The sequence below is a fragment of the Pseudomonas sp. NS1(2017) genome (genome assembly GCF_002269425.1).
Taxonomy (GTDB): Bacteria; Pseudomonadota; Gammaproteobacteria; order Pseudomonadales; family Pseudomonadaceae; genus Aquipseudomonas; species Aquipseudomonas reactans.
This window is the reverse complement of record NZ_CP022960.1, coordinates 1,791,220-1,810,422: the sequence shown is the minus strand read 5'-3', so window position 1 is coordinate 1,810,422 and position 19,203 is coordinate 1,791,220. Positions and strand designations below refer to the sequence as shown.

The window sequence follows — 19,203 nt, the reverse complement described above, 5'->3', positions numbered from 1 at the left end:
CGCGTGACCAACGATTGGTCCGCTTGCGAAAAAAATTAAACTCGGGTAACCAATGGAACTGGCAAGTTCCCTGCATTTGACGATGCGGTATCAACGGTCACCCGAGTCGCAGTACCAGGCTTGTGTTGTGTATCGAAACTGGGTGCGCAGCGGTCCCCGGTACTCGTCTTTCGGACAATGGAGCGTCGTAGATGAGTAACAAGAACAACGATGACTTGAAACGCCAGGCCTCGGAAAACACCCTGGGGCTCAACCCGATCATCGCGTTACGTAAAAAGGATTTACTCGCCTCGGCGAAGATGGTGCTGACCCAAGCCATCAAACAACCGTTGCACAGCGTCAAGCACGTCGCGCATTTTGGCGTCGAGTTGAAGAACGTGATGTTCGGCAAATCCGCGTTGGTGCCCGAGAGCGACGACCGTCGTTTCCAGGACCCGGCCTGGAGCCAGAACCCGCTCTACAAACGCTATCTGCAAACCTACCTGGCGTGGCGCAAGGAACTGCACGACTGGATCGGCGACAGCAACCTGTCGGAACAGGACATCAGCCGCGGCCACTTCGTGATCAACCTGATGACCGAAGCCATGGCCCCCACCAACAGCGCGGCCAACCCGGCAGCGGTCAAACGTTTCTTTGAAACCGGCGGCAAGAGCCTGCTTGATGGTCTGTCCCACCTGGCCAAGGACATGGTGCACAACGGCGGCATGCCGAGCCAGGTCAACATGGGCGCCTTTGAAGTGGGCAAGACCCTGGGCACGACCGAAGGCGCGGTGGTGTTTCGCAACGACGTGCTGGAGCTGATCCAGTACAAGCCGATCACCGAACAGGTGCACGAACGCCCGCTGTTGGTGGTGCCGCCGCAGATCAACAAATTCTATGTATTCGACTTGAGCCCGGAGAAGAGCCTGGCGCGCTTCTGCCTGCGCAATAACCAGCAGACTTTTATCGTCAGTTGGCGCAACCCGACCAAGGCCCAGCGCGAGTGGGGCCTGTCGACCTATATCGAGGCGCTCAAGGAAGCGGTGGATGTGGTCACGGCGATTACCGGCAGCAAAGATGTGAACATGCTCGGCGCCTGTTCCGGCGGCATCACCTGCACCGCCCTGCTCGGCCACTACGCGGCGCTGGGGGAGAAGAAGGTCAACGCCCTGACCCTGCTGGTGAGCGTGCTCGACACCACGCTGGATACCCAAGTGGCGCTGTTCGTCGACGAACAGACCCTGGAAGCGGCCAAGCGCCATTCCTACCAGGCCGGCGTGCTGGAAGGCCGCGACATGGCCAAGGTGTTCGCCTGGATGCGCCCCAATGACCTGATCTGGAACTACTGGGTCAACAACTACCTGCTGGGCAACGAGCCGCCGGTGTTCGACATCCTGTTCTGGAACAACGACACCACGCGGTTGCCGGCGGCCTTCCACGGCGACCTGATCGAGCTGTTCAAGAACAACCCACTGGTGCGGGCGGATGCCTTGGAAGTGTGCGGCACGCCCATCGACCTCAAGCAGGTCACCGCCGATATCTATTCGTTGGCCGGCACTAATGACCACATCACACCGTGGCAGTCGTGCTACAAATCGGCGCAGTTGTTTGGCGGCAAGGTGGAGTTCGTGCTGTCCAGCAGCGGGCATATCCAAAGCATCCTCAACCCGCCGGGCAACCCCAAGGCGCGTTACCAGACCAGCGACAGCCTGACGGAGAAACCGCTGGAATGGCAGGAGAATGCCACCAAGCACACTGATTCGTGGTGGCTGCATTGGCAGGCGTGGCAGGCGGAGCGGGCGGGTAAGTTGAAGAAAGCGCCGACGAGTTTGGGGAATAAAACCTACGCCGCAGCAGAAGCGGCGCCAGGGACATACGTGCACGAACGCTGATCCTGTAGGAGCGAGCTTGCTCGCGAAGGGGCCAAGACCGCCTCGGGGTACCAGATGCCCCGCGTTATCGTTGACGACCTTCGCGAGCAAGCTCGCTCCTACAGGGATTGAAACCTCACCCGCAGGGTAAGCCCATGCCGCAACCGTTCATCTTCCGCACCATCGACCTGGATGGCCAGGCCATCCGCACGGCGGTGCGCCCGGGCAAGCCTCACTTGACGCCGTTGCTGATCTTCAATGGCATCGGCGCCAACCTTGAGTTGGTGTTTCCGTTCGTCCAGGCGCTGGACCCGGACCTGGAAGTGATCGCGTTCGATGTGCCCGGAGTGGGCGGTTCATCCACGCCCAATCGGCCATACCGCTTTCCCGCTCTGGCCAAGCTCACTGCACGCATGCTCGATTACCTGGACTATGGCCAGGTGAACGCAGTGGGCGTGTCCTGGGGCGGCGCGTTGGCGCAGCAGTTTGCCTACGACTACCCGGAACGCTGCAAGAAGCTGATCCTGGCGGCCACGGCGGCAGGTGCGGTGATGGTGCCGGGCAAGCCAAAGGTGTTGTGGTTGATGGCCAGCCCGCGCCGTTACATCCAACCGTCCCATGTGGTGCGCATCGCGCCGATGATCTACGGCGGTTCGTTCCGCCGCGACTCGAAACTGGCCGCCGAACACGCGAGCAAAGTGCGCTCGGCCGGCAAGCTGGGTTACTACTGGCAGTTGTTTGCCGGGTTGGGCTGGACCAGCATCCACTGGCTGCACAAGATCCGCCAACCCACCCTGGTGCTGGCGGGGGACGACGACCCGCTGATCCCGCTGATCAACATGCGCATGCTGGCCTGGCGCATTCCCAATGCACAGTTGCACATCATCGATGACGGCCACCTGTTCCTGATCACCCGGGCGGAAGCCGTGGCGCCGATCATCATGAAATTTCTCGAAGAGGAGCGCATGCGCGCGGTGATCCATCCGCGACCGGCCGTGTAAGGACCACACCGCCGCGCAACTTGCCAGGAACCGGCTATGGTTCTGAATTGGCGTGCCTGTTTGATGGCTTGACGAAGGAGTGTTGGCTCATGCGAGAAAGACCCGTGACGAACCCGGCGCCCACCCCTGCTGCGTTCATCAATGCGCAAAATGCGATCACCGGCCTGCGCGGTCGGGACCTGCTGTCGACCCTGCGCAGCGTGGCCGCCCACGGTTTGCGCAACCCGGTGCATACCGTTCGGCACGCCTGGGCGTTGAGCGGCCAACTGGGGCGCGTACTGCTCGGTGAAACCGTGCACGAACCCAATCCCAACGACGGCCGCTTCACCGACCCCACCTGGAAACTCAACCCACTGTACCGGCGCAGTCTGCAAGCCTATCTGAGCTGGCAGAAGCAGACCCGTCACTGGATCGATGACAGCACCCTGAGCGCCGATGACCGCGCCCGTGCGCATTTTGCTTTCTCGTTGATCAACGATGCGGTCTCCCCTTCCAACACCCTGCTCAACCCGCTGGCGATCAAGGAGCTGCTCAACTCCGGCGGCAACAGCGTGGTGCGCGGCGTGACCAACCTGTTCGAAGACCTGCTGCACAACAACGGCCTGCCGCGCCAGGTGAGCAAGCACGCCTTCGAAGTCGGCAAGACGGTCGCCACCACCCCCGGCTCGGTGGTGTTTCGCAATGAGCTGCTGGAGCTGATCCAGTACAAACCGATGAGCGAAAAGCAGTACGCCAAGCCGCTGCTGATCGTGCCGCCACAAATCAACAAGTACTACATTTTCGACTTGAGCCCCGCCAATAGCTTTGTGCAGTACGCCCTGAAAAACGGCCTGCAGACCTTCATGGTCAGTTGGCGCAACCCGGATGTGCGCCATCGCGAATGGGGCTTGTCCACCTACGTCGCTGCGCTGGAGGAAGCACTCAACGTCTGCCGCGCGATCACCGGCGCCCGTGAGGTCAACCTGATGGGCGCCTGCGCCGGTGGCCTGACCATCGCCGCGCTGCAAGGCCACCTGCAGGCCAAGCGCCAGCTGCGCCGCATCTCCAGCGCCAGTTACCTGGTGAGCCTGCTGGACAGCCAGATCGACAGCCCCGCCACCCTGTTCGCCGACGAGCAGACCCTGGAAGCCGCCAAGCGCCGCTCCTATCAGCAAGGCGTGCTGGACGGCCGCGACATGGCCAAGGTGTTCGCCTGGATGCGCCCCAATGACCTGATCTGGAACTACTGGATCAACAACTACCTGCTGGGCAAGGAACCGCCGGCCTTCGACATCCTGTACTGGAACAACGACAACACGCGTCTGCCTGCCGCGCTGCACGGCGACCTGCTGGACTTCTTCAAGCACAACCCGCTCAGCCATCCCGGTGGCCTGGAAGTGTGTGGCACGCCGATCGATTTGCAGAAGGTCACGGTAGACAGCTTCAGCGTGGCGGGCATCAACGACCACATCACGCCGTGGGACGCGGTGTATCGCTCCACCCAGTTGCTGGGCGGCGAGCGGCGCTTCGTGCTGTCCAACAGCGGGCATATCCAGAGCATCCTCAACCCGCCGGGCAACCCCAAGGCCAACTACGTCGAAAACCCCAAGCTGAGCAGCGACCCGCGTGCCTGGTACTACGACGCCAACCACGTCGAAGGCAGTTGGTGGCCGCAGTGGCTGGCGTGGATCCAGCAGCGCTCCGGCGTGCAACGGGAAACCCTCACCGCCCTGGGCAACCAGAATTACCCACCGATGGAAGCGGCACCCGGCACCTACGTGCGCGTGCGCTGAGCTCAACGATCACATTAAGAAGACTGGATGAAGACCCGCGACCGTATCCTTGAATGTGCCCTGCAGTTGTTCAACCAGAAGGGCGAACCGAACGTGTCGACCATGGAGGTGGCCAACGAAATGGGGATCAGCCCCGGCAACCTCTACTACCACTTTCATGGCAAGGAGCCGCTGGTACTCGGGTTGTTCGAGCGCTTTCAGAATGAGCTGGCGCCCCTGCTCGACCCACCGGCGGACGCGCAACTGGAAGCCGAGGATTACTGGCTGTTCCTGCACCTGATCGTCGAGCGCATGGCGCATTACCGGTTCTTGTTCCAGGACTTGTCAAACCTGGCGGGGCGTTTGCCGAAGCTGGCCAAGGGGATTCGCAACCTCCTGACAGCACTCAAGCGGACCCTGGCGTCTTTGCTGGCGCGACTGAAGGCGGCGGGGCAGTTGGTCAGTAGCACCCAGGCCCTGGGGCAACTGGTGGAGCAGATCACCATGACTCTGCTGTTTTCGTTGGATTACCAGCGGATTCTTGATCGCGAAGGTGAAGTGCAGGTGGTGGTCTACCAGATCATGATGCTGGTGGCACCGCATTTGCTGCCGCCGGCGCGGCAGGCGACTGAGCGCTTTGCCCTCAAGTATGTAGATCACACCCCATAAAAAATGCCCGACCTTTGCAGGCCGGGCATTTTTTGTATCCTGAGAAAAATCAGGACTGACTGGATGGCGTCGGGGTTGCCGGCGTTGCAGTCGGGGTCACAGCAGCAGGAGTCGGTGCGGACACCGAGTTGGCTGTGGAAGCGGTTGGCGCAGTAGCAGGCTTGGCCGCAACAGCAGGCTTGGGCGCTGCTGGTTTTTTCGCTACCGCTGGCTTCTTCGCGGCGGCGGGTTTTGCCGCTGGCTTGGCTGCAGCAGGTTTGGCAGCCGGTTTCGCGGCGGCCGGCTTGGCTGCAGGTTTCGCAACGGCTGGCTTGGCAGCGGGTTTTGCAGCGGCGGTTTTGGCCGCTGGCTTGGCGGCTGGTTTGGTAGCGGCCTTGGCTGCAGGTTTTGCGGCTGGCTTAGCGGCAGGCTTGGCAGCAGCTTTAGCGGCCACTGGTTTAGCAGCCGGTTTGGCGGCCGGTTTGGCTGCAGCGGTTTTGGCCGCTGGCTTGGCGGCTGGTTTAGCAGCAGCCTTGGCAGCGGGTTTTGCAGCCGGCTTGGCGGCAGCTTTTACCAGAGGCTTGGCCGCAGGTTTCGCAGCCGGTTTGGCCGCTGCGGTTTTAGCCGCTGGCTTGGCCGCCGGTTTTGCAGCAGCCGTTTTCGCGGGTGCCACTTTAGCGCCGGTGAGTTTTTCGATTTGCTTGGTCAAGGTATCGACCTTGCTGTGCAGCGTCTTCAGCTCTGCCTTACTTGGTACGCCCAGTCGCGAAATGGCACTGTTGAGGCGTTTGTCGAAAGTTTCTTCCAACTTGCCCCACGTGTCAGAAATGCTCGACTTGGCTGAACCGGCAGTTGCCTTGGCCGCTTCAACTTTTTTACCCACTGTGGTTTTGGTCAACTTCTCGGCCTTTTCGCCGTCCTTGACCAAAGTCTCGAAGTATTTGCCGCCGTCACTGCTAACCTTCGAGTACACGCCTAAACCAGCAAGCCAGATCTTACGGGAATATTTTTCAACTTCCCCGACCCACGAGCTGCCTTCTTTCTGAGTAGTCTTTTTAACAGCCATCCCGATGTCTCCTTAGTGTTTACGCGCGACACGTTCTAGCAATGTCGTCAGCTCTTCGAGCTTAGCAGAGAGTGTCTCAACGTCATGTTTAGACGCAATGCCGATTCGATTCAAGGCACTGGCAACACGAGTGTCAAAAGCTTTTTCAACTTTATCAAGCTGAACTTCTACCAGACCTTTGACGGCGGAGACATTACTCTTTACTTGGTCAATCTGACTGTTGGCGGCTTCAAGTTGTTCAACTGCAACTTTTTTACCTTTACTTTCAACATGTTGACCGGTCTTAACCAGCTCTTTGAAGTACTCGCTGCCCTCGCTTCCGACCTTGGCATAAGCGCCAAGTCCTGCCAGCCAGATCTTGCGGGCGTAGGATTTAACCTCGCTAAGGGTAGTGATCTGGGCGTCGATTTTTTTCTTCAGGATAACTTTGGCCATGGTGCACCTCACGCAGAATAGGGTGGAGGAACGGCCCACAGGAGTTGAGGGCTTGGGCACAAAGTAGGCTGGAAAATTAGAATCGGCACCCTAAGAACAGGCGGATCACGCCAACGCCTTATCCAAGGCTTTTTCGATTTCGGACTTGATGGTGCCACTCATGGCCGACATCAACAGGCCCAGTTCCACATCGATGCGCAACGAATCATCGGCGACGACTACTGTGCCCTTAACCCCCGAACGCTTGAGGTTCAAGGTGTCGCCGGACCACGACGGCTCCAGGCCATATTGTTCTTTGAGTTTGTGCGCCAACTTGTCGGCCTTTGCCCGCGCGCCTTCTTTACCCAGGGAATGTGCGCGCTCAACGGTTATACGGGCCATTGCAATGACTCCTCTTTATAGGGACGTGAATACCTTCGATGCGGCAAAAGGTCTCGGTGACCACCCATCTTACCTGCAGCCTTGCCAAGACAAAGCAGGCCTTGGGGATTATCATGTCCCGCATTCTCTTTTGGTGACAGCGATATGACTGATCAGCGCAAAGGCAGCGATGCCGAACCCACCACTCACTTCGGCTTCAAGAACGTCCCGGAAAGCCAGAAAGCGGAAAAAGTCGCTGAGGTGTTCCACTCCGTCGCGGCCAAGTACGACCTGATGAACGACGTACTGTCGGGCGGCATGCACCGCCTGTGGAAGCGTTTCACCATCGAGTTGTCGGGTGTTCGCCCTGGCAACCGTGTGCTGGACATCGCCGGCGGCACGGGTGACCTGGCGGCCAAGTTCTCCAAGCTGGTTGGCCCGACTGGCCAAGTAGTACTGGCCGACATCAACAGCTCGATGCTCAAGGTCGGTCGCGATCGCCTGCTGGATAAAGGCGTGGCCGGCAATATCGAGTTCGTCCAGGCCGACGCCGAAAAGCTGCCGTTCCCGGACAACCATTTCGACTGCGTGACCATCGCCTTCGGCTTGCGCAACGTCACCCACAAGGAAGACGCGATCCGCTCGATGCTGCGCGTGCTCAAGCCGGGTGGCCGTTTGCTGGTGCTGGAGTTCTCCAAGCCGACCAACGCGGTGATGTCCAAGGTCTACGACACTTACTCCTTCGCCTTCATGCCGCTGGTGGGCAAGCTGGTGCTCAACGACCCGGACAGCTATCGCTACCTGGCCGAATCGATCCGCATGCACCCCGACCAGGAAACCCTGAAGTCGATGATGGTAGAGGCCGGTTTCGACCGCGTGACCTACCACAACATGACCTCGGGTATCGTTGCCCTGCACCGCGGCATCAAGCCCTGATGCTGCTCAACGGCCTTCTCGCCAGCGTTGAACACGGTCTCAACCGTGTGCTGCGCCTGGACAGCACCGCCCTGGCGCGGCTTGCGCACCTCAATGGCAAAGTCATTGCCGTCGACTGCCGCAGCCCCGCCTTGCAGCTGTTTATCCTGCCCAGCGATGAAGGCCTGATGCTCGCGGCCCAATGGGCCGCCGACGCCGACTGTACCCTGCGTGCGCCGGCGTCGAGCCTGTTGCACCTGGCCCTGAGCCGCAACAAGACCGCCATCCTGCACAGCGCCGAAGTGGAGCTGGAAGGCGACAGCTCGGTGCTGATGGACCTGGCTGCCGTGCTGCAGGACCTGGAGCTGGACTGGGAATACGAGCTGTCACGCTGGATCGGCCCGGTGGCCACCCAGTTGATCAGCGGGCACCTGCGCAGCCGTTCGCGCTGGTACCAGCAGGGGTTCGCCAGCCTCAACCAGAACCTCGCCGAATACCTGAGCGAAGAATCGCGCACCCTGGTCGGAGAACGTGAGGCGCAAGCGCGCTTTCGTGAGCTCGACAAGGCCAAAATCGACCTGGAACGCCTTGAGGCCCGCTTCGAGCGCCTGAGCCGTTCCCTTGATCCAAGCGATAACGCATGAAGCTGCTCGCCGTCCGCCGTTTGTTTCGTATCCAGCGCGTCGTAATCCGCTACCAACTCGATGACCTGCTGTTCTCCCTGCCCCTGCCGTGGTTCCTGCTGGCAGTACGCTATGTGCTGCCGTGGCGCTGGTTCCCGCGCAAGAAGCTGGAGCTCAGCCGTGGCGCGCGCCTGCGCCTGGCGTTGCAGGACCTGGGGCCGATCTTCATCAAGTTCGGGCAGATCCTCTCGACCCGCCGCGACTTGCTGCCTGAAGACATCGCCGACGAACTGATGCTGCTGCAGGACCGCGTGCCGCCGTTCGACTCCCAACAGTCGATGGCGCTGATCGAAGAACAACTGGGCAAGAAGATCAGCGAAGTCTTCAGCCGCTTCGATGTCGAGCCCCTGGCGTCGGCCTCCGTGGCGCAGGTCCACGCAGCTCAGCTAAAGACCGGCGAAGAAGTGGTGGTGAAGGTGATCCGCCCGGGTCTCAAGCCGATCATCGGCCAGGACCTGGCGTGGCTGTTCATCCTCGCCCGCGCCGCCGAGCGCTTCAGCGCCGATGCGCGCCTGCTGCACCCGGTGGACGTGGTCGCCGACTACGAGAAAACCATCTACGACGAACTCGACCTGCTGCGCGAAGCCGCCAATGCCAGCCAGCTCAAGCGCAACTTCGAAGGCTCGCCCCTGCTGTACGTGCCCCAAGTGTATTGGGACTGGTGCCGCCCGAAAGTGCTGGTGATGGAGCGCATCTACGGCGTGCAGGTCACCGACCTCGCGACCCTGGCCGACCAGCGCACCGACATGAAGATGCTCGCCGAGCGCGGCGTGGAGATATTCTTCACCCAGGTGTTCCGCGACAGTTTCTTCCACGCCGACATGCACCCCGGCAACATCTTCGTCAGCACCGTGAACCCGTGGAGCCCGCAGTACATTGCGATCGACTGCGGCATCGTCGGCAGCCTGACCCCGGAAGACCAGGACTACCTGGCGCGCAACCTGTTCGCCTTCTTCAAGCGCGACTATCGCCGTGTGGCGCAGTTGCACATCGATTCGGGCTGGGTGCCAGCGGAAACCAAGCTCAACGAATTCGAAGCGGCGATCCGTACCGTGTGCGAGCCGATCTTTGAAAAACCGTTAAAAGATATTTCCTTCGGCCAGGTGCTGATGCGCCTGTTCCAGACCGCGCGACGCTTCAATATGGAAGTGCAGCCACAGCTGGTCTTGCTGCAAAAGACCCTGCTGAACATCGAAGGCCTGGGCCGCCAGCTGTACCCGGACCTGGACCTGTGGAACACCGCCCAGCCGTTCCTCGAGCGCTGGATGCGCGAGCGCATGAGCCCGAAAACCGTGCTGGGCAACCTGCATAGCCAGATGGAACAACTGCCGCACCTGGCCAACATGACCCGCGACCTGCTGGAGCGTATGTCCCAGCCCCACGCCAAGGACCCGGCGCCGCCCTGGAAGCAGCGCAAGGACGACTGGTTCCTGCGCCTGCTGGGCGCTGCGCACCTGGTCGGCGGGGTGATGCTGGCCATCGGTGGCCCGCTGAACCAACTGGGCCACTGGCCGGCTGGCATCATGGTCGCCGTGGGTGTTTATCTGATCGTGCGTCGATAGCCAATCCGGTTATACACTGTCGCAAATTGCCGGAGCCGAACATGAAAGACTGGCTGGACGAGATCAAATGGGACAGTGACGGCCTGGTGCCGGCCATTGCCCAGGACTACAAGACCGGGCGCGTGCTGATGATGGCCTGGATGAACCGCGAGGCCCTGAGCCTCACCGCCACTGAGCAGCGCGCCATCTATTGGTCACGCTCGCGTGGCAAACTGTGGCGCAAGGGCGAAGAGTCCGGGCACGTGCAGACCCTGCACGAGATGCGCATCGACTGCGACGCCGACGTGGTGATCCTCAAGGTCGAGCAGATCGGCGACATCGCCTGCCACACCGGCCGTCACAGCTGCTTCTATCGCGTGTTCGAGAACGGCGAATGGAAAGTGGTGGAGCCGGTGCTCAAAGACCCGCACGCCATCTACTCGGCAGGACACTAGACATGAGCGATACCCTGAACCGCGTGGCCCAGGTGCTGGAAGACCGCAAAGGCGCGGATGCCGACAGTTCCTACGTCGCCAGCCTGTACCACAAGGGTTTGAACAAGATCCTGGAAAAGCTCGGCGAAGAATCCGTCGAGACCATCATTGCAGCCAAGGACGCGCAAATCAGCGGTGATTACAGCGATGTAATCTACGAGACCGCTGACTTGTGGTTCCATAGCCTGGTCATGCTCGCCCAACTGGGGCAGCATCCGCAGGCTGTGCTGGATGAACTGGACCGACGCTTCGGCTTGTCCGGGCATGCCGAGAAAGCCTCGCGCCCGTCGGCCTGAATAACCAAGACTAGAGGATTTGCAGCATGGGCATTTTTGACTGGAAACACTGGATCGTCATTCTGGTGGTGGTGGTACTGGTGTTCGGCACCAAGAAACTCAAGAACCTGGGCACCGATGTGGGCGAGTCGATCAAGGGCTTCCGCAAAGCCATGAACGACGACGAAAAACCTGCCGACCCAGCCGCCAACCCTGTGCCTCCGGCGCAGCCTGTGCACCCGCAGGCCACCCAGCCGATCACCGAGCGTCGCACCTTCGACGTGCAGGCTGAGAAAGTCGAAGAGCCGACCCGCAAAGACTCGTGAGCACTGACTAATGTTTGGTATCAGCTTCTCTGAACTGCTGCTCGTCGGCCTCGTGGCCCTGCTGGTACTGGGGCCGGAACGCCTGCCCGGTGCAGCGCGCACGGCCGGCCTGTGGATCGGGCGCCTGAAACGCAGTTTCAACGCCATCAAACAGGAAGTTGAACGGGAAATCGGCGCCGACGAGATCCGCCGGCAACTGCACAACGAGCACATCCTTTCGTTGGAACAGGAAGCCCGCAAGATTCTGTCACCGGTGCAGGAGCCCGCCAAACCGGCGGAGCCTGTGGCCCAAAACAGCATCGCGCCTGTTGCCGAAGCCGCCCCCGTGGCACCGATCGCGCCCACCGAGCCTGCGCCGACGCCCACCGCGTCGCCCGCGCCCCATGACCCTACATTGCCGCCGCGAGCCCCATGAGCGCTGATAAACCGGAAAACGACCAGCATATGCCGCTGGTCTCGCACCTCACCGAGCTGCGTACCCGCCTGCTGCGTTGCGTAGCGGCCATTTTCATCATCTTTGCCGGGTTGTTCGCCTTTACCCAGCAGATCTACACCTTCGTCTCCACGCCGCTGCGCCAATACCTGCCGGCCGGTGCGACGATGATCGCCACCGACGTGTCGTCGCCGTTCCTCACGCCGTTGAAGCTGACCATGATGGTCTCGCTGTTCCTGGCGATCCCCGTGATCCTGCACCAGATCTGGGGCTTTATCGCGCCGGGCCTGTACAAGCATGAGAAGCGCATCGCCGTGCCGTTGCTGGTGTCGAGCATCCTGCTGTTCTACACCGGCATGGCGTTCGCCTACTTCCTGGTGTTCCCGCTGATCTTCAAATTCTTCGCCGCCGCCACCCCGGCCGGCGTGGAAATGATGACCGACATCACCAGCTACCTCGACTTTGTGATGACGCTGTTCTTCGCCTTCGGCGTGGCCTTCGAAATCCCGGTGGCCGTGGTGCTGCTGGTATGGATCGGCGTGGTCAACGTGGCGTACCTGAAGAAGATCCGCCCGTACGTGATCATCGGCTGCTTCGTGGTCGGCATGATCCTTACGCCACCGGACATCTTCTCCCAGACCCTGCTGGCCGTGCCGATGTGGATGCTGTTCGAGATCGGCATCCTGTTCAGCGGCTTGATCAGCAAGCGCGGCGAACACCCGGATGACCAGCCCGACGACGACCAGCCGCCAGCGACCCAGCCGTGAACCTGCTGCTCCTTGAAGAGGCCGACTTCATCGCGGCCGACCGTGTGGTGCTGCGTGATCGGCGCCTGGTGCACATGCAGGAAGTCCATCGCGCCGCCGTCGGCGACAGCCTGCGGGTCGGCCGCATCGGCGGACAGATGGGCAATGCGCAACTGCTGCGCCTGGAAACCGCCGAAGCCGAGCTGCAAGTCAGCTTCGACCAGCCGCCACCGGCCAAGCTGCCGCTGACCCTGCTGCTGGCCCTGCCACGCCCGAAGATGCTGCGCCGGGTGTTGCAGACCGTGGCCGCCATGGGCGTGCCCAAGGTAGTGCTGGTGAACAGTTACCGCGTCGAAAAGAGCTTCTGGCAAACCCCGTTCCTGGAACCCGAAGCGATTCGCGAGCAACTGATCCTCGGCCTGGAACAGGCGCGGGACACGGTGTTGCCCGAGATCATCATCGAAAAACGCTTCAAACCCTTCGTCGAAGACCGCCTGCCTGCCATGACCGCGGGCACCCTGGGCCTGATCGGTCATCCCGGTGATTACCCGGCCTGCCCGCGTGGGCTCGATGAGCCGGTGACCCTGGCGATCGGCCCGGAAGGTGGCTGGATTCCGTATGAAGTGGACCTGCTGACCAAGGCCGGCTTGCAACCCGTTCAACTGGGCGCGCGTATCCTGCGCGTCGAAACCGCCGTCACCGCCCTGCTCGCCAGGCTCTTCTAACGGCGCCCGCCCTCCTGTAGGAGCGAGCTTGCTCGCGAAGGTCGTTAACGATTACACGTCCATCCTAGATGAACACGTCGTCCTTACGTTTTTCGCGAGCAAGCTCGCTCCTACAGAAAAGTCTGTAACCGCCGATAACCTTTGAATAAGTCCAAGCCTTGTTCCAGGGGAGTTCGCAGCATGTATCGTTGGTTAGCCGAGAAACTGGGGAATGTGGGTGTCAATCGCAAGCTGGGCGTAGGCTTTGGCTTAGTGTTGATCCTGACGTTGTTGATCACCTTCACCGGCTGGACCGGCCTGGGCGATGTGATCAGTCGCGGTGACAAGCTGGGCTATATCTCCAGCCTCAACGGCCTGACCAAGGACTTGCGCCTGGCGCGCCTGGACTTCGAAATGCGGCGCGGCGAACAAGGCACCGACGCGGTCAACAACCTGATCACCAAACTGGACAGCGGCCTGAAAACCGCCGCCGACCTGATCGAGCAACCCGACGACAAGGCCTTGGTGGAACAGCAACAAGACGCCTTGAACCAATACAAAAAGGCCTTTGCCGCCATGGTCCAGGCCGGGCTCAAGCGTGAAGGTGCCCGCAGCAAACTGGGCGACACCGCCGACAACGCCGTGGCAAAAGTCAGCGAGGTCGAAAAGAGCCTGCTGCAAGGCGACAGCGTCACCCAGTTCAACAGCGTGGTCGACCTGAGCAAACTGATTCAGCAAGCGCGTTTCCAGGTGCGTGGCTATACCTACAGCGCCAAGGTCGAGGCTGAACAGCCGGCCCTCGATGCCATTGATAACGCCATCAAGAAGATCACCGAACTGGAAGGCCAACTGCCCGCGCAGTACCAGGCCAACCTGCAGCAGGCCAGCACCTCGCTGCAGGCCTACCGCGCGGCCGTCAGCCAGTACCGCGACTCCCAGACCGCCGCCGCCGAGGCGCTGAAAATCATGAGCGCCCAGGGTGACATCCTGCAGTCCCACAGCGAAAAACTCACCACCTCGCAAACCGTGGTGCGCGACACCGACGCCGCGCAGGCCAAACAACTCTTGCTGCTGGCGACCGTGCTGGCGCTGATCTTCGGCCTGGTGGCCGCCTGGGCGATCACGCGCCAGATCGTCATCCCACTGAACCAGACCCTCAAGGTGGCCGAGCGCGTCGCCTCCGGCGACCTGAGCCACAACCTGACCTCCACGCGCCAGGACGAACTGGGCCAACTGCAACGGGCCATGCAAAGCATGACCGTCGGCCTGCGCGAGTTGATCGGCGGTATCAGCGACGGCGTGACCCAAATCGCCAGCGCCGCCGAGCAACTGTCAGCCGTGACCGAACAGACCAGCGCCGGGGTCAACAGCCAGAAGGTCGAAACCGACCAGGTCGCCACCGCCATGAACGAAATGGCCGCCACTGTGCAGGAAGTCGCGCGCAACGCCGAGGAAGCCTCTGAAGCCGCCGTGGCGGCTGACCAACAGGCCCGTGAAGGCGACAAGGTGGTCGGCGAAGCCATCGCCCAGATCGAACGCCTGGCCACCGAGGTGGGCAACTCCACGGTCGCCATGGGCGACCTGAAGCGCGAGAGCGACAAGATCGGCAGCGTGCTCGATGTGATCAAGTCCGTAGCTCAGCAAACCAACCTGCTGGCCCTCAACGCCGCGATTGAAGCCGCGCGCGCCGGTGAGGCCGGGCGTGGCTTCGCCGTGGTGGCGGACGAAGTGCGCAGCCTGGCCCAGCGCACGCAGAAGTCCACCGAAGAGATCGAAGAACTGATCGTCGGCCTGCAAAGCGGCACCCAGCAAGTGGCGACCATCATGGACAACAGCCGCGGGCTGACTGACAGCAGCGTCGAGCTGACCCGTCGCGCCGGCAGCGCCCTGGCGAGCATCACTCGGACAGTCTCGACCATCCAGGCGATGAACTCGCAGATCGCCACCGCCGCCGAACAGCAAAGCGCCGTGGCTGAAGAGATCAACCGCAGCGTGTTGAACGTGCGCGATGTGTCGGAACAGACGGCTGCGGCCAGTGAGGAGACCGCTGCGTCGAGTACCGAACTGGCGCGCCTGGGTACCCATTTGCAAACACTGGTCGGCCGCTTCAGGGTCTGACCCACCTCACCGCGCGGCGGCCTGCCCTGGGTCGCCGCCTTCAGCCTGTGAAATTTCCTACGCATTTATCAGGCTCACCCGACCGCCAAGAGAGCTAGCGTTCAAGTCACGTCAACGTGTTCGAGCACCTGCGGTGCCCCACACGACGATAACGTCCGCTACTCACCTTGCCGGAGGTTGATCATGCTTCGTCGAATGACTCACTTATTGGGTGACGCCAGTGTCACCCTCAAACTGGCCCTGGGCTTTTCCCTGGTACTGGCCCTGAGCCTCGTCATTGCCGTGACCGGCTGGCAAGCCCTGGCGGCCTCCCTTTATCGTTCGCAAACGCTGACCGTGCTCGCGCAACTGGCAGTCGCTGGCGAGGAATTGCGCGCTGACAGAATCGTTTACCGCACCCTTGACGATGCCACTAGCCTCAATAAGTTGAGCGTGAGCATGGAAAAAATCGATGGGTACCTGAAGGAGCTTTCCAACCGACTCAAAGCACCGAAAGCCATTGAGTATCTGCAAGAGATGGCCCGTATTGGCGCAACGTTCAAAACTACACTCAAGGACGTGCCCTCGCTGGTGAAAACACGCGAGAACACTCGCGAAGAATTGAAACAAAGCTCCACGCGGACCGGCGACGTGCTGGCGCAACTGGCCAGTGACCTGCCTGATCAAGATGATGAAAAAGCCCTCGACGCCGTCGAAAATCTGCGCCAGGCCATAGAGCAGGCGGAAGATCGTGCCCAAAGCCCCGCCTGGGCTGCCAGCTCGCTGGATGCTTATGCCCAGGTCGTGGGCGAAGCAGAGCGCAACCTCGAACTCGCCCAGGCGGCCGTCGCGAAGCTGCCGGTCGATAGCAGCGCGCTGAAAAATGCCGTGCTCGACATTCGCACCCGCCTGACACGCCTTAAGGAAGCTCAACTTACGACCGAGAAATCGCAAAACCAGTTGGAGCAGCAGTTGGATCAGTTACTCGGGCAGAGTGATCTGTTAAGCCAGGATCAGACCCAGCGACGCGACCATGAAGCCGAGCAAGCCCGCACCCAGACCCTCGGAGTTACCGCTGCCGCGTTGCTCTTGGGCACACTGGCAGCCTGGGTGATTGCCGGACAAATCGTGACACCGCTGCGCAAAGCGCTGGCGGTAGCCCATCGCATTGCCGAAGGTGACCTGAGCCATGAAGTGCAGACCCGTCGCAAGGACGAGTTGGGCCAGTTGCAACGCAGCATGACTCAGATGACGCAGAACCTGCGCGGGCTGATTGGCAATATCAGCGATAACGCGCGGCAAATCGCCAGCGCCGCCGAGGAACTTTCCGCCGTCACCGAACAAACCCGTACGGGCGTGAATAATCAGCGAGAGGAAACCGAGCAAGTGGCAACCGCCATGAATCAGATGCTGGCCACCGCCCAGGAAGTTGCGCGCCATGCCGAGCAAGCTTCGATTGCGGCCGGCCAAGCCAATCAGCAGACTGACCTGGGCGATCAGGTCGTGACGGATGTCGTGGCGCAGATTGAGCACCTCGCCCGTGAGATGGCACGCTCAAGCCAAGCCATGCTGGAGCTACAACGGGAAAGCCAAAAGATCGGCAGCGTGCTGGATGTGATTAAGTCCGTGTCGCAGCAGACCAACCTGCTGGCGCTCAACGCCGCGATTGAAGCCGCACGGGCCGGCGAGGCTGGACAAGGGTTTGCGGTGGTCGCCGATGAGGTGCGCAGTCTCGCTCAAAGGACCCAGCAGTCCGCCGAGGAAATCGAAGGGTTGATTGGTGGCTTGCACAGCGGTACGCAGCAAGTAGCCGACATCCTGGACTACAGCTGCACGTTGACCGACAACAGCGTCGGCCTGGCACGCAACGCCGGGGACGCCCTGAGCGAAATCGCCCGCACAGTGATGGTCATCCAGGAAATGAACCCGCAGATTGCCGCAGCCGCCGAAGAGCAAAGCGCGGTCGCTGAAGAGATCAATCGCAGTGTATTGAAAGTTCGCGATGCCTCGGAGCAAACCGCCGCCGCCAGCGAACAGACGGCGGCGGCGAGCATCGAACTGGCACGACTGGGCACGGATTTGCAGCAGTGCGTGGGGCGGTTCAAGGTCTGACCGCCCTGGCTGGGGCCTACAGAACTTGACGCAGGAACGCCTGCGCCCGAGGGTCCTTCGGCGCATCGAAGAACGCGGCCGGGGCAGCGTCTTCCAACAGTTTGCCATGGTCGAAGAACAGCACCCGGTCAGCCACTTCACGGGCAAAGCCCATTTCGTGGGTGACGCAGACCATGGTCATGCCTTCCAGAGCCAGGGTCTTCATCACGTCCAGCACTTCGCCGACCATTTCCGGATCCAGCGCCGAGGTGGGTTCGTCGAACAGCATGACCTTGGGGTCCATCGCCAGGGCCCGGGCAATCGCGACGCGCTGTTGCTGTCCACCGGACAAGCGTGATGGAAACTCGTTGGCCTTCTGTGCAATTCCGACCTTTTCCAGCAACGCCAGAGCCTTGGCCTCGCGCTCCTTTTTGCTGCGCTTGCGCACGACTTTCTGCGCCAGGCACAGGTTTTCCAGCACCGTCATGTGGGGGAACAGGTTGAAGTGCTGGAACACCATGCCGACTTCGCGGCGATAGGCGTTCACGTCGGTCTTCGGGTCAGCCAGTTGCAGGCCATCGATGCTCACCGAACCCGAGTCGAATTCTTCCAGGCCATTGAGGCAACGCAGGAAGGTGGACTTGCCGGAGCCGGACGGGCCGATTACCACCAGCACTTCGCCTTTGGCCACCTGGGTGGTCACGTTGTCGACCGCACGGACCACATGGCCGCGGGTGTCGAAGACTTTTACCAGATCGCGGACTTCAATCACTTTGCGCGAGCCTCCGCTCAAGCCGGCTAGCCATTTTTGACAGCGGCAGGTTGATCAGCAGGTACAGGCCTGCGACGCAAAACAGGATTTCAAACGGCGAGAACGAGGTGGTGATCACTTCGCGGCCGCTTTTGAGCAGTTCGGTAATCGCAATCACCGAGACCAGCGAAGTGTCTTTCACCAAGCTGATAAATTGCCCGGCCAACGGCGGGAGCACGCGTTTGAAGGCTTGCGGCAGTACCACATGGCGCATTGACTGGCTCGCGCTCAGGCCCAGGGACCGCGCGGCTTCGTTCTGACCACGGGTGATGGACTGCACGCCAGCACGCACGATTTCCGCCACGTAAGCGCCGGTGAACAGCGACAGCGCGGCGATCCCGGCAAATTCCCGGGACAGGTTGAGCACCGTGCCGATAAAGAAATAGAAAATGAAGATCTGCACCAATAGCGGCGTGCCGCGCACCAGTTCGACGTAGATCGTCGACAGATCCCGCAAGGTCGGGTTGCTGGACAACCGGCACAAGCCGGTCGCCAAACCGATCGCCAGTCCCAGGATGCCCGACACCACCGACAGCCATAACGTGGTCCACAACCCCCACATCAGCGGGCCCAACGCCCAATGACGGGTCACGCCGACCACGTCGCCTTCGGCCACATCGTCGCCACGCGCCACTTGCAGGCTGTTGGCGGCAACGGTCAGCTTCTGCTCGGCGCCCGCGTCGTTGCGCAGGGTCACTTCGGCGACATCGCCTTTGCGCACCAGCTCGACCACGGTGGAAATATCCGCCGCGCGCTGGGACGTTTCAGCCTGGTAGGCGAAGTACTGCGGTACGCGGTTCCAGCGCCACTCGTAGGACATCAGCGAGGTGGCGTAGTACAAGGCGCCAGCCAGGCCGACCAGCACGACCACGGTCAGCAGGTGCCAGGGCCATTGGGCTTTTTTCTGTTTCATTTCAACTCTCGGAGTGTGTCGCACTTGTAGGAGCGAGCTTGCTCGCGAAAAACCTGAGAGCGC

The 19,203-nt window shown here is 61.3% G+C and carries 20 protein-coding genes and 1 pseudogene; 16 read left to right on the top strand and 5 right to left on the bottom strand.

Annotated features, from left to right (window positions below; all coding sequences use genetic code 11):
- The first annotated feature begins 191 nt into the window (after nt 1-191).
- The 4 genes from phaC (CI807_RS08680) (at nt 192) to CI807_RS08660 (ending at nt 5,271) form a co-directional block, all read left to right on the top strand.
- Nucleotides 192-1,871: a class II poly(R)-hydroxyalkanoic acid synthase gene (phaC, locus tag CI807_RS08680; RefSeq protein ID WP_095014379.1), complete on the top strand. Its 1,680-nt coding sequence runs from the start codon at nt 192-194 to the stop codon at nt 1,869-1,871.
- A gap of 134 nt (nt 1,872-2,005) precedes the next feature.
- Nucleotides 2,006-2,851: a poly(3-hydroxyalkanoate) depolymerase gene (gene phaZ / locus CI807_RS08670; protein WP_095014378.1), complete on the top strand. Its 846-nt coding sequence runs from the start codon at nt 2,006-2,008 to the stop codon at nt 2,849-2,851.
- An 89-nt stretch (nt 2,852-2,940) separates the two neighbouring features.
- The gene (phaC, locus tag CI807_RS08665) at nt 2,941-4,623 is read left to right on the top strand and encodes a class II poly(R)-hydroxyalkanoic acid synthase (protein WP_095014377.1); all 1,683 of its coding nucleotides are present in this window, start codon (nt 2,941-2,943) and stop codon (nt 4,621-4,623) included.
- Between the two features lie 27 nt (nt 4,624-4,650).
- Complete coding sequence (locus CI807_RS08660) at nt 4,651-5,271, top strand: TetR/AcrR family transcriptional regulator (RefSeq protein WP_095014376.1); 621 nt, start codon at nt 4,651-4,653, stop codon at nt 5,269-5,271.
- A gap of 49 nt (nt 5,272-5,320) precedes the next feature.
- On the opposite strand, the gene CI807_RS08655 is transcribed toward CI807_RS08660, so the two are convergent.
- The 3 genes from CI807_RS08655 to CI807_RS08645 all read right to left on the bottom strand — a co-directional run bounded on the left by CI807_RS08655 (nt 5,321) and on the right by CI807_RS08645 (nt 7,132).
- Nucleotides 5,321-6,316 carry a phasin family protein gene (locus CI807_RS08655; protein ID WP_095014375.1) on the bottom strand — a complete coding sequence of 332 codons (996 nt, stop codon included), beginning with the start codon at nt 6,314-6,316 and terminating at the stop codon, nt 5,321-5,323.
- A gap of 12 nt (nt 6,317-6,328) precedes the next feature.
- On the bottom strand, nt 6,329-6,751 hold the full coding sequence (locus CI807_RS08650; protein WP_095014374.1) for a phasin family protein: 423 nt from the start codon (nt 6,749-6,751) through the stop codon (nt 6,329-6,331).
- Nucleotides 6,752-6,856: 105 nt separating this feature from the next.
- A complete protein-coding gene (locus CI807_RS08645) occupies nt 6,857-7,132 on the bottom strand; it encodes a polyhydroxyalkanoic acid system family protein (protein WP_016979171.1) in 276 nt (91 codons plus the stop codon).
- A 144-nt stretch (nt 7,133-7,276) separates the two neighbouring features.
- Between CI807_RS08645 and ubiE the strand changes: the two genes are divergently transcribed.
- The 12 genes and pseudogenes from ubiE to CI807_RS08590 all read left to right on the top strand — a co-directional run bounded on the left by ubiE (nt 7,277) and on the right by CI807_RS08590 (nt 17,437).
- Nucleotides 7,277-8,047: a bifunctional demethylmenaquinone methyltransferase/2-methoxy-6-polyprenyl-1,4-benzoquinol methylase UbiE gene (gene ubiE, locus CI807_RS08640; RefSeq protein WP_016972732.1), complete on the top strand. Its 771-nt coding sequence runs from the start codon at nt 7,277-7,279 to the stop codon at nt 8,045-8,047.
- Nucleotides 8,047-8,670 carry an SCP2 domain-containing protein gene (locus CI807_RS08635; protein ID WP_095014373.1) on the top strand — a complete coding sequence of 208 codons (624 nt, stop codon included), beginning with the start codon at nt 8,047-8,049 and terminating at the stop codon, nt 8,668-8,670. The genes ubiE and CI807_RS08635 overlap by 1 nt, the downstream gene beginning before the upstream one ends.
- A complete protein-coding gene (gene ubiB / locus CI807_RS08630) occupies nt 8,667-10,271 on the top strand; it encodes a ubiquinone biosynthesis regulatory protein kinase UbiB (protein WP_095014372.1) in 1,605 nt (534 codons plus the stop codon). Before CI807_RS08635 ends, ubiB begins: the two co-directional genes overlap by 4 nt.
- Before the next feature lie 41 nt (nt 10,272-10,312).
- Nucleotides 10,313-10,705 (top strand): phosphoribosyl-AMP cyclohydrolase, encoded by a 393-nt coding sequence (gene hisI / locus CI807_RS08625; protein WP_012721796.1) that lies wholly within the window; start codon nt 10,313-10,315, stop codon nt 10,703-10,705.
- A 2-nt stretch (nt 10,706-10,707) separates the two neighbouring features.
- Entirely contained in the window at nt 10,708-11,040 is a 333-nt protein-coding gene (locus CI807_RS08620; RefSeq protein WP_003187881.1) for a phosphoribosyl-ATP diphosphatase, read from the top strand.
- Between the two features lie 26 nt (nt 11,041-11,066).
- Nucleotides 11,067-11,345 carry a twin-arginine translocase TatA/TatE family subunit gene (locus CI807_RS08615; RefSeq protein ID WP_003171180.1) on the top strand — a complete coding sequence of 93 codons (279 nt, stop codon included), beginning with the start codon at nt 11,067-11,069 and terminating at the stop codon, nt 11,343-11,345.
- Between the two features lie 10 nt (nt 11,346-11,355).
- Nucleotides 11,356-11,760 carry a Sec-independent protein translocase protein TatB gene (gene tatB, locus CI807_RS08610; protein ID WP_028615402.1) on the top strand — a complete coding sequence of 135 codons (405 nt, stop codon included), beginning with the start codon at nt 11,356-11,358 and terminating at the stop codon, nt 11,758-11,760.
- The gene (gene tatC / locus CI807_RS08605; RefSeq protein WP_010213805.1) at nt 11,757-12,545 is read left to right on the top strand and encodes a twin-arginine translocase subunit TatC; all 789 of its coding nucleotides are present in this window, start codon (nt 11,757-11,759) and stop codon (nt 12,543-12,545) included. The genes tatB and tatC overlap by 4 nt, the downstream gene beginning before the upstream one ends.
- Complete coding sequence (locus CI807_RS08600; protein WP_095014371.1) at nt 12,542-13,249, top strand: 16S rRNA (uracil(1498)-N(3))-methyltransferase; 708 nt, start codon at nt 12,542-12,544, stop codon at nt 13,247-13,249. Before tatC ends, CI807_RS08600 begins: the two co-directional genes overlap by 4 nt.
- A 180-nt stretch (nt 13,250-13,429) precedes the next feature.
- Nucleotides 13,430-14,488, top strand: a pseudogene (locus CI807_RS32065) (methyl-accepting chemotaxis protein); the annotation flags it as partial.
- Entirely contained in the window at nt 14,474-15,346 is an 873-nt protein-coding gene (locus CI807_RS32060) for a methyl-accepting chemotaxis protein (RefSeq protein ID WP_371857997.1), read from the top strand. The pseudogene CI807_RS32065 and the gene CI807_RS32060, both read left to right, overlap by 15 nt.
- A gap of 183 nt (nt 15,347-15,529) precedes the next feature.
- Nucleotides 15,530-17,437, top strand: coding sequence for a methyl-accepting chemotaxis protein (locus CI807_RS08590; RefSeq protein WP_177409569.1), 1,908 nt, complete (start codon nt 15,530-15,532; stop codon nt 17,435-17,437).
- A gap of 16 nt (nt 17,438-17,453) precedes the next feature.
- On the opposite strand, the gene CI807_RS08585 is transcribed toward CI807_RS08590, so the two are convergent.
- Together CI807_RS08585 and CI807_RS08580 are read right to left on the bottom strand one after the other, a co-directional pair.
- Complete coding sequence (locus CI807_RS08585; RefSeq protein ID WP_028615399.1) at nt 17,454-18,188, bottom strand: amino acid ABC transporter ATP-binding protein; 735 nt, start codon at nt 18,186-18,188, stop codon at nt 17,454-17,456.
- Nucleotides 18,181-19,140 (bottom strand): amino acid ABC transporter permease, encoded by a 960-nt coding sequence (locus CI807_RS08580; protein ID WP_095014368.1) that lies wholly within the window; start codon nt 19,138-19,140, stop codon nt 18,181-18,183. Before CI807_RS08580 ends, CI807_RS08585 begins: the two co-directional genes overlap by 8 nt.
- Nucleotides 19,141-19,203 lie beyond the last annotated feature (63 nt).

Coding starts and splice junctions, on each gene's coding strand:
- CI807_RS08580 (WP_095014368.1), bottom strand. CDS start 19,140: ATGAAACAGAAAAAAGCCCAATGGCCCTGGCACCTGCTGACCGTGGTC.
- CI807_RS08615 (WP_003171180.1), top strand. CDS start 11,067: ATGGGCATTTTTGACTGGAAACACTGGATCGTCATTCTGGTGGTGGTG.
- ubiE (WP_016972732.1), top strand. CDS start 7,277: ATGACTGATCAGCGCAAAGGCAGCGATGCCGAACCCACCACTCACTTC.
- CI807_RS08620 (WP_003187881.1), top strand. CDS start 10,708: ATGAGCGATACCCTGAACCGCGTGGCCCAGGTGCTGGAAGACCGCAAA.
- tatB (WP_028615402.1), top strand. CDS start 11,356: ATGTTTGGTATCAGCTTCTCTGAACTGCTGCTCGTCGGCCTCGTGGCC.
- CI807_RS08645 (WP_016979171.1), bottom strand. CDS start 7,132: ATGGCCCGTATAACCGTTGAGCGCGCACATTCCCTGGGTAAAGAAGGC.
- ubiB (WP_095014372.1), top strand. CDS start 8,667: ATGAAGCTGCTCGCCGTCCGCCGTTTGTTTCGTATCCAGCGCGTCGTA.
- CI807_RS08655 (WP_095014375.1), bottom strand. CDS start 6,316: ATGGCTGTTAAAAAGACTACTCAGAAAGAAGGCAGCTCGTGGGTCGGG.
- phaC (WP_095014377.1), top strand. CDS start 2,941: ATGCGAGAAAGACCCGTGACGAACCCGGCGCCCACCCCTGCTGCGTTC.
- CI807_RS08590 (WP_177409569.1), top strand. CDS start 15,530: ATGCTTCGTCGAATGACTCACTTATTGGGTGACGCCAGTGTCACCCTC.
- CI807_RS08635 (WP_095014373.1), top strand. CDS start 8,047: ATGCTGCTCAACGGCCTTCTCGCCAGCGTTGAACACGGTCTCAACCGT.
- CI807_RS08650 (WP_095014374.1), bottom strand. CDS start 6,751: ATGGCCAAAGTTATCCTGAAGAAAAAAATCGACGCCCAGATCACTACC.
- CI807_RS08660 (WP_095014376.1), top strand. CDS start 4,651: ATGAAGACCCGCGACCGTATCCTTGAATGTGCCCTGCAGTTGTTCAAC.
- phaZ (WP_095014378.1), top strand. CDS start 2,006: ATGCCGCAACCGTTCATCTTCCGCACCATCGACCTGGATGGCCAGGCC.
- tatC (WP_010213805.1), top strand. CDS start 11,757: ATGAGCGCTGATAAACCGGAAAACGACCAGCATATGCCGCTGGTCTCG.
- CI807_RS32060 (WP_371857997.1), top strand. CDS start 14,474: ATGCAAAGCATGACCGTCGGCCTGCGCGAGTTGATCGGCGGTATCAGC.
- hisI (WP_012721796.1), top strand. CDS start 10,313: ATGAAAGACTGGCTGGACGAGATCAAATGGGACAGTGACGGCCTGGTG.
- phaC (WP_095014379.1), top strand. CDS start 192: ATGAGTAACAAGAACAACGATGACTTGAAACGCCAGGCCTCGGAAAAC.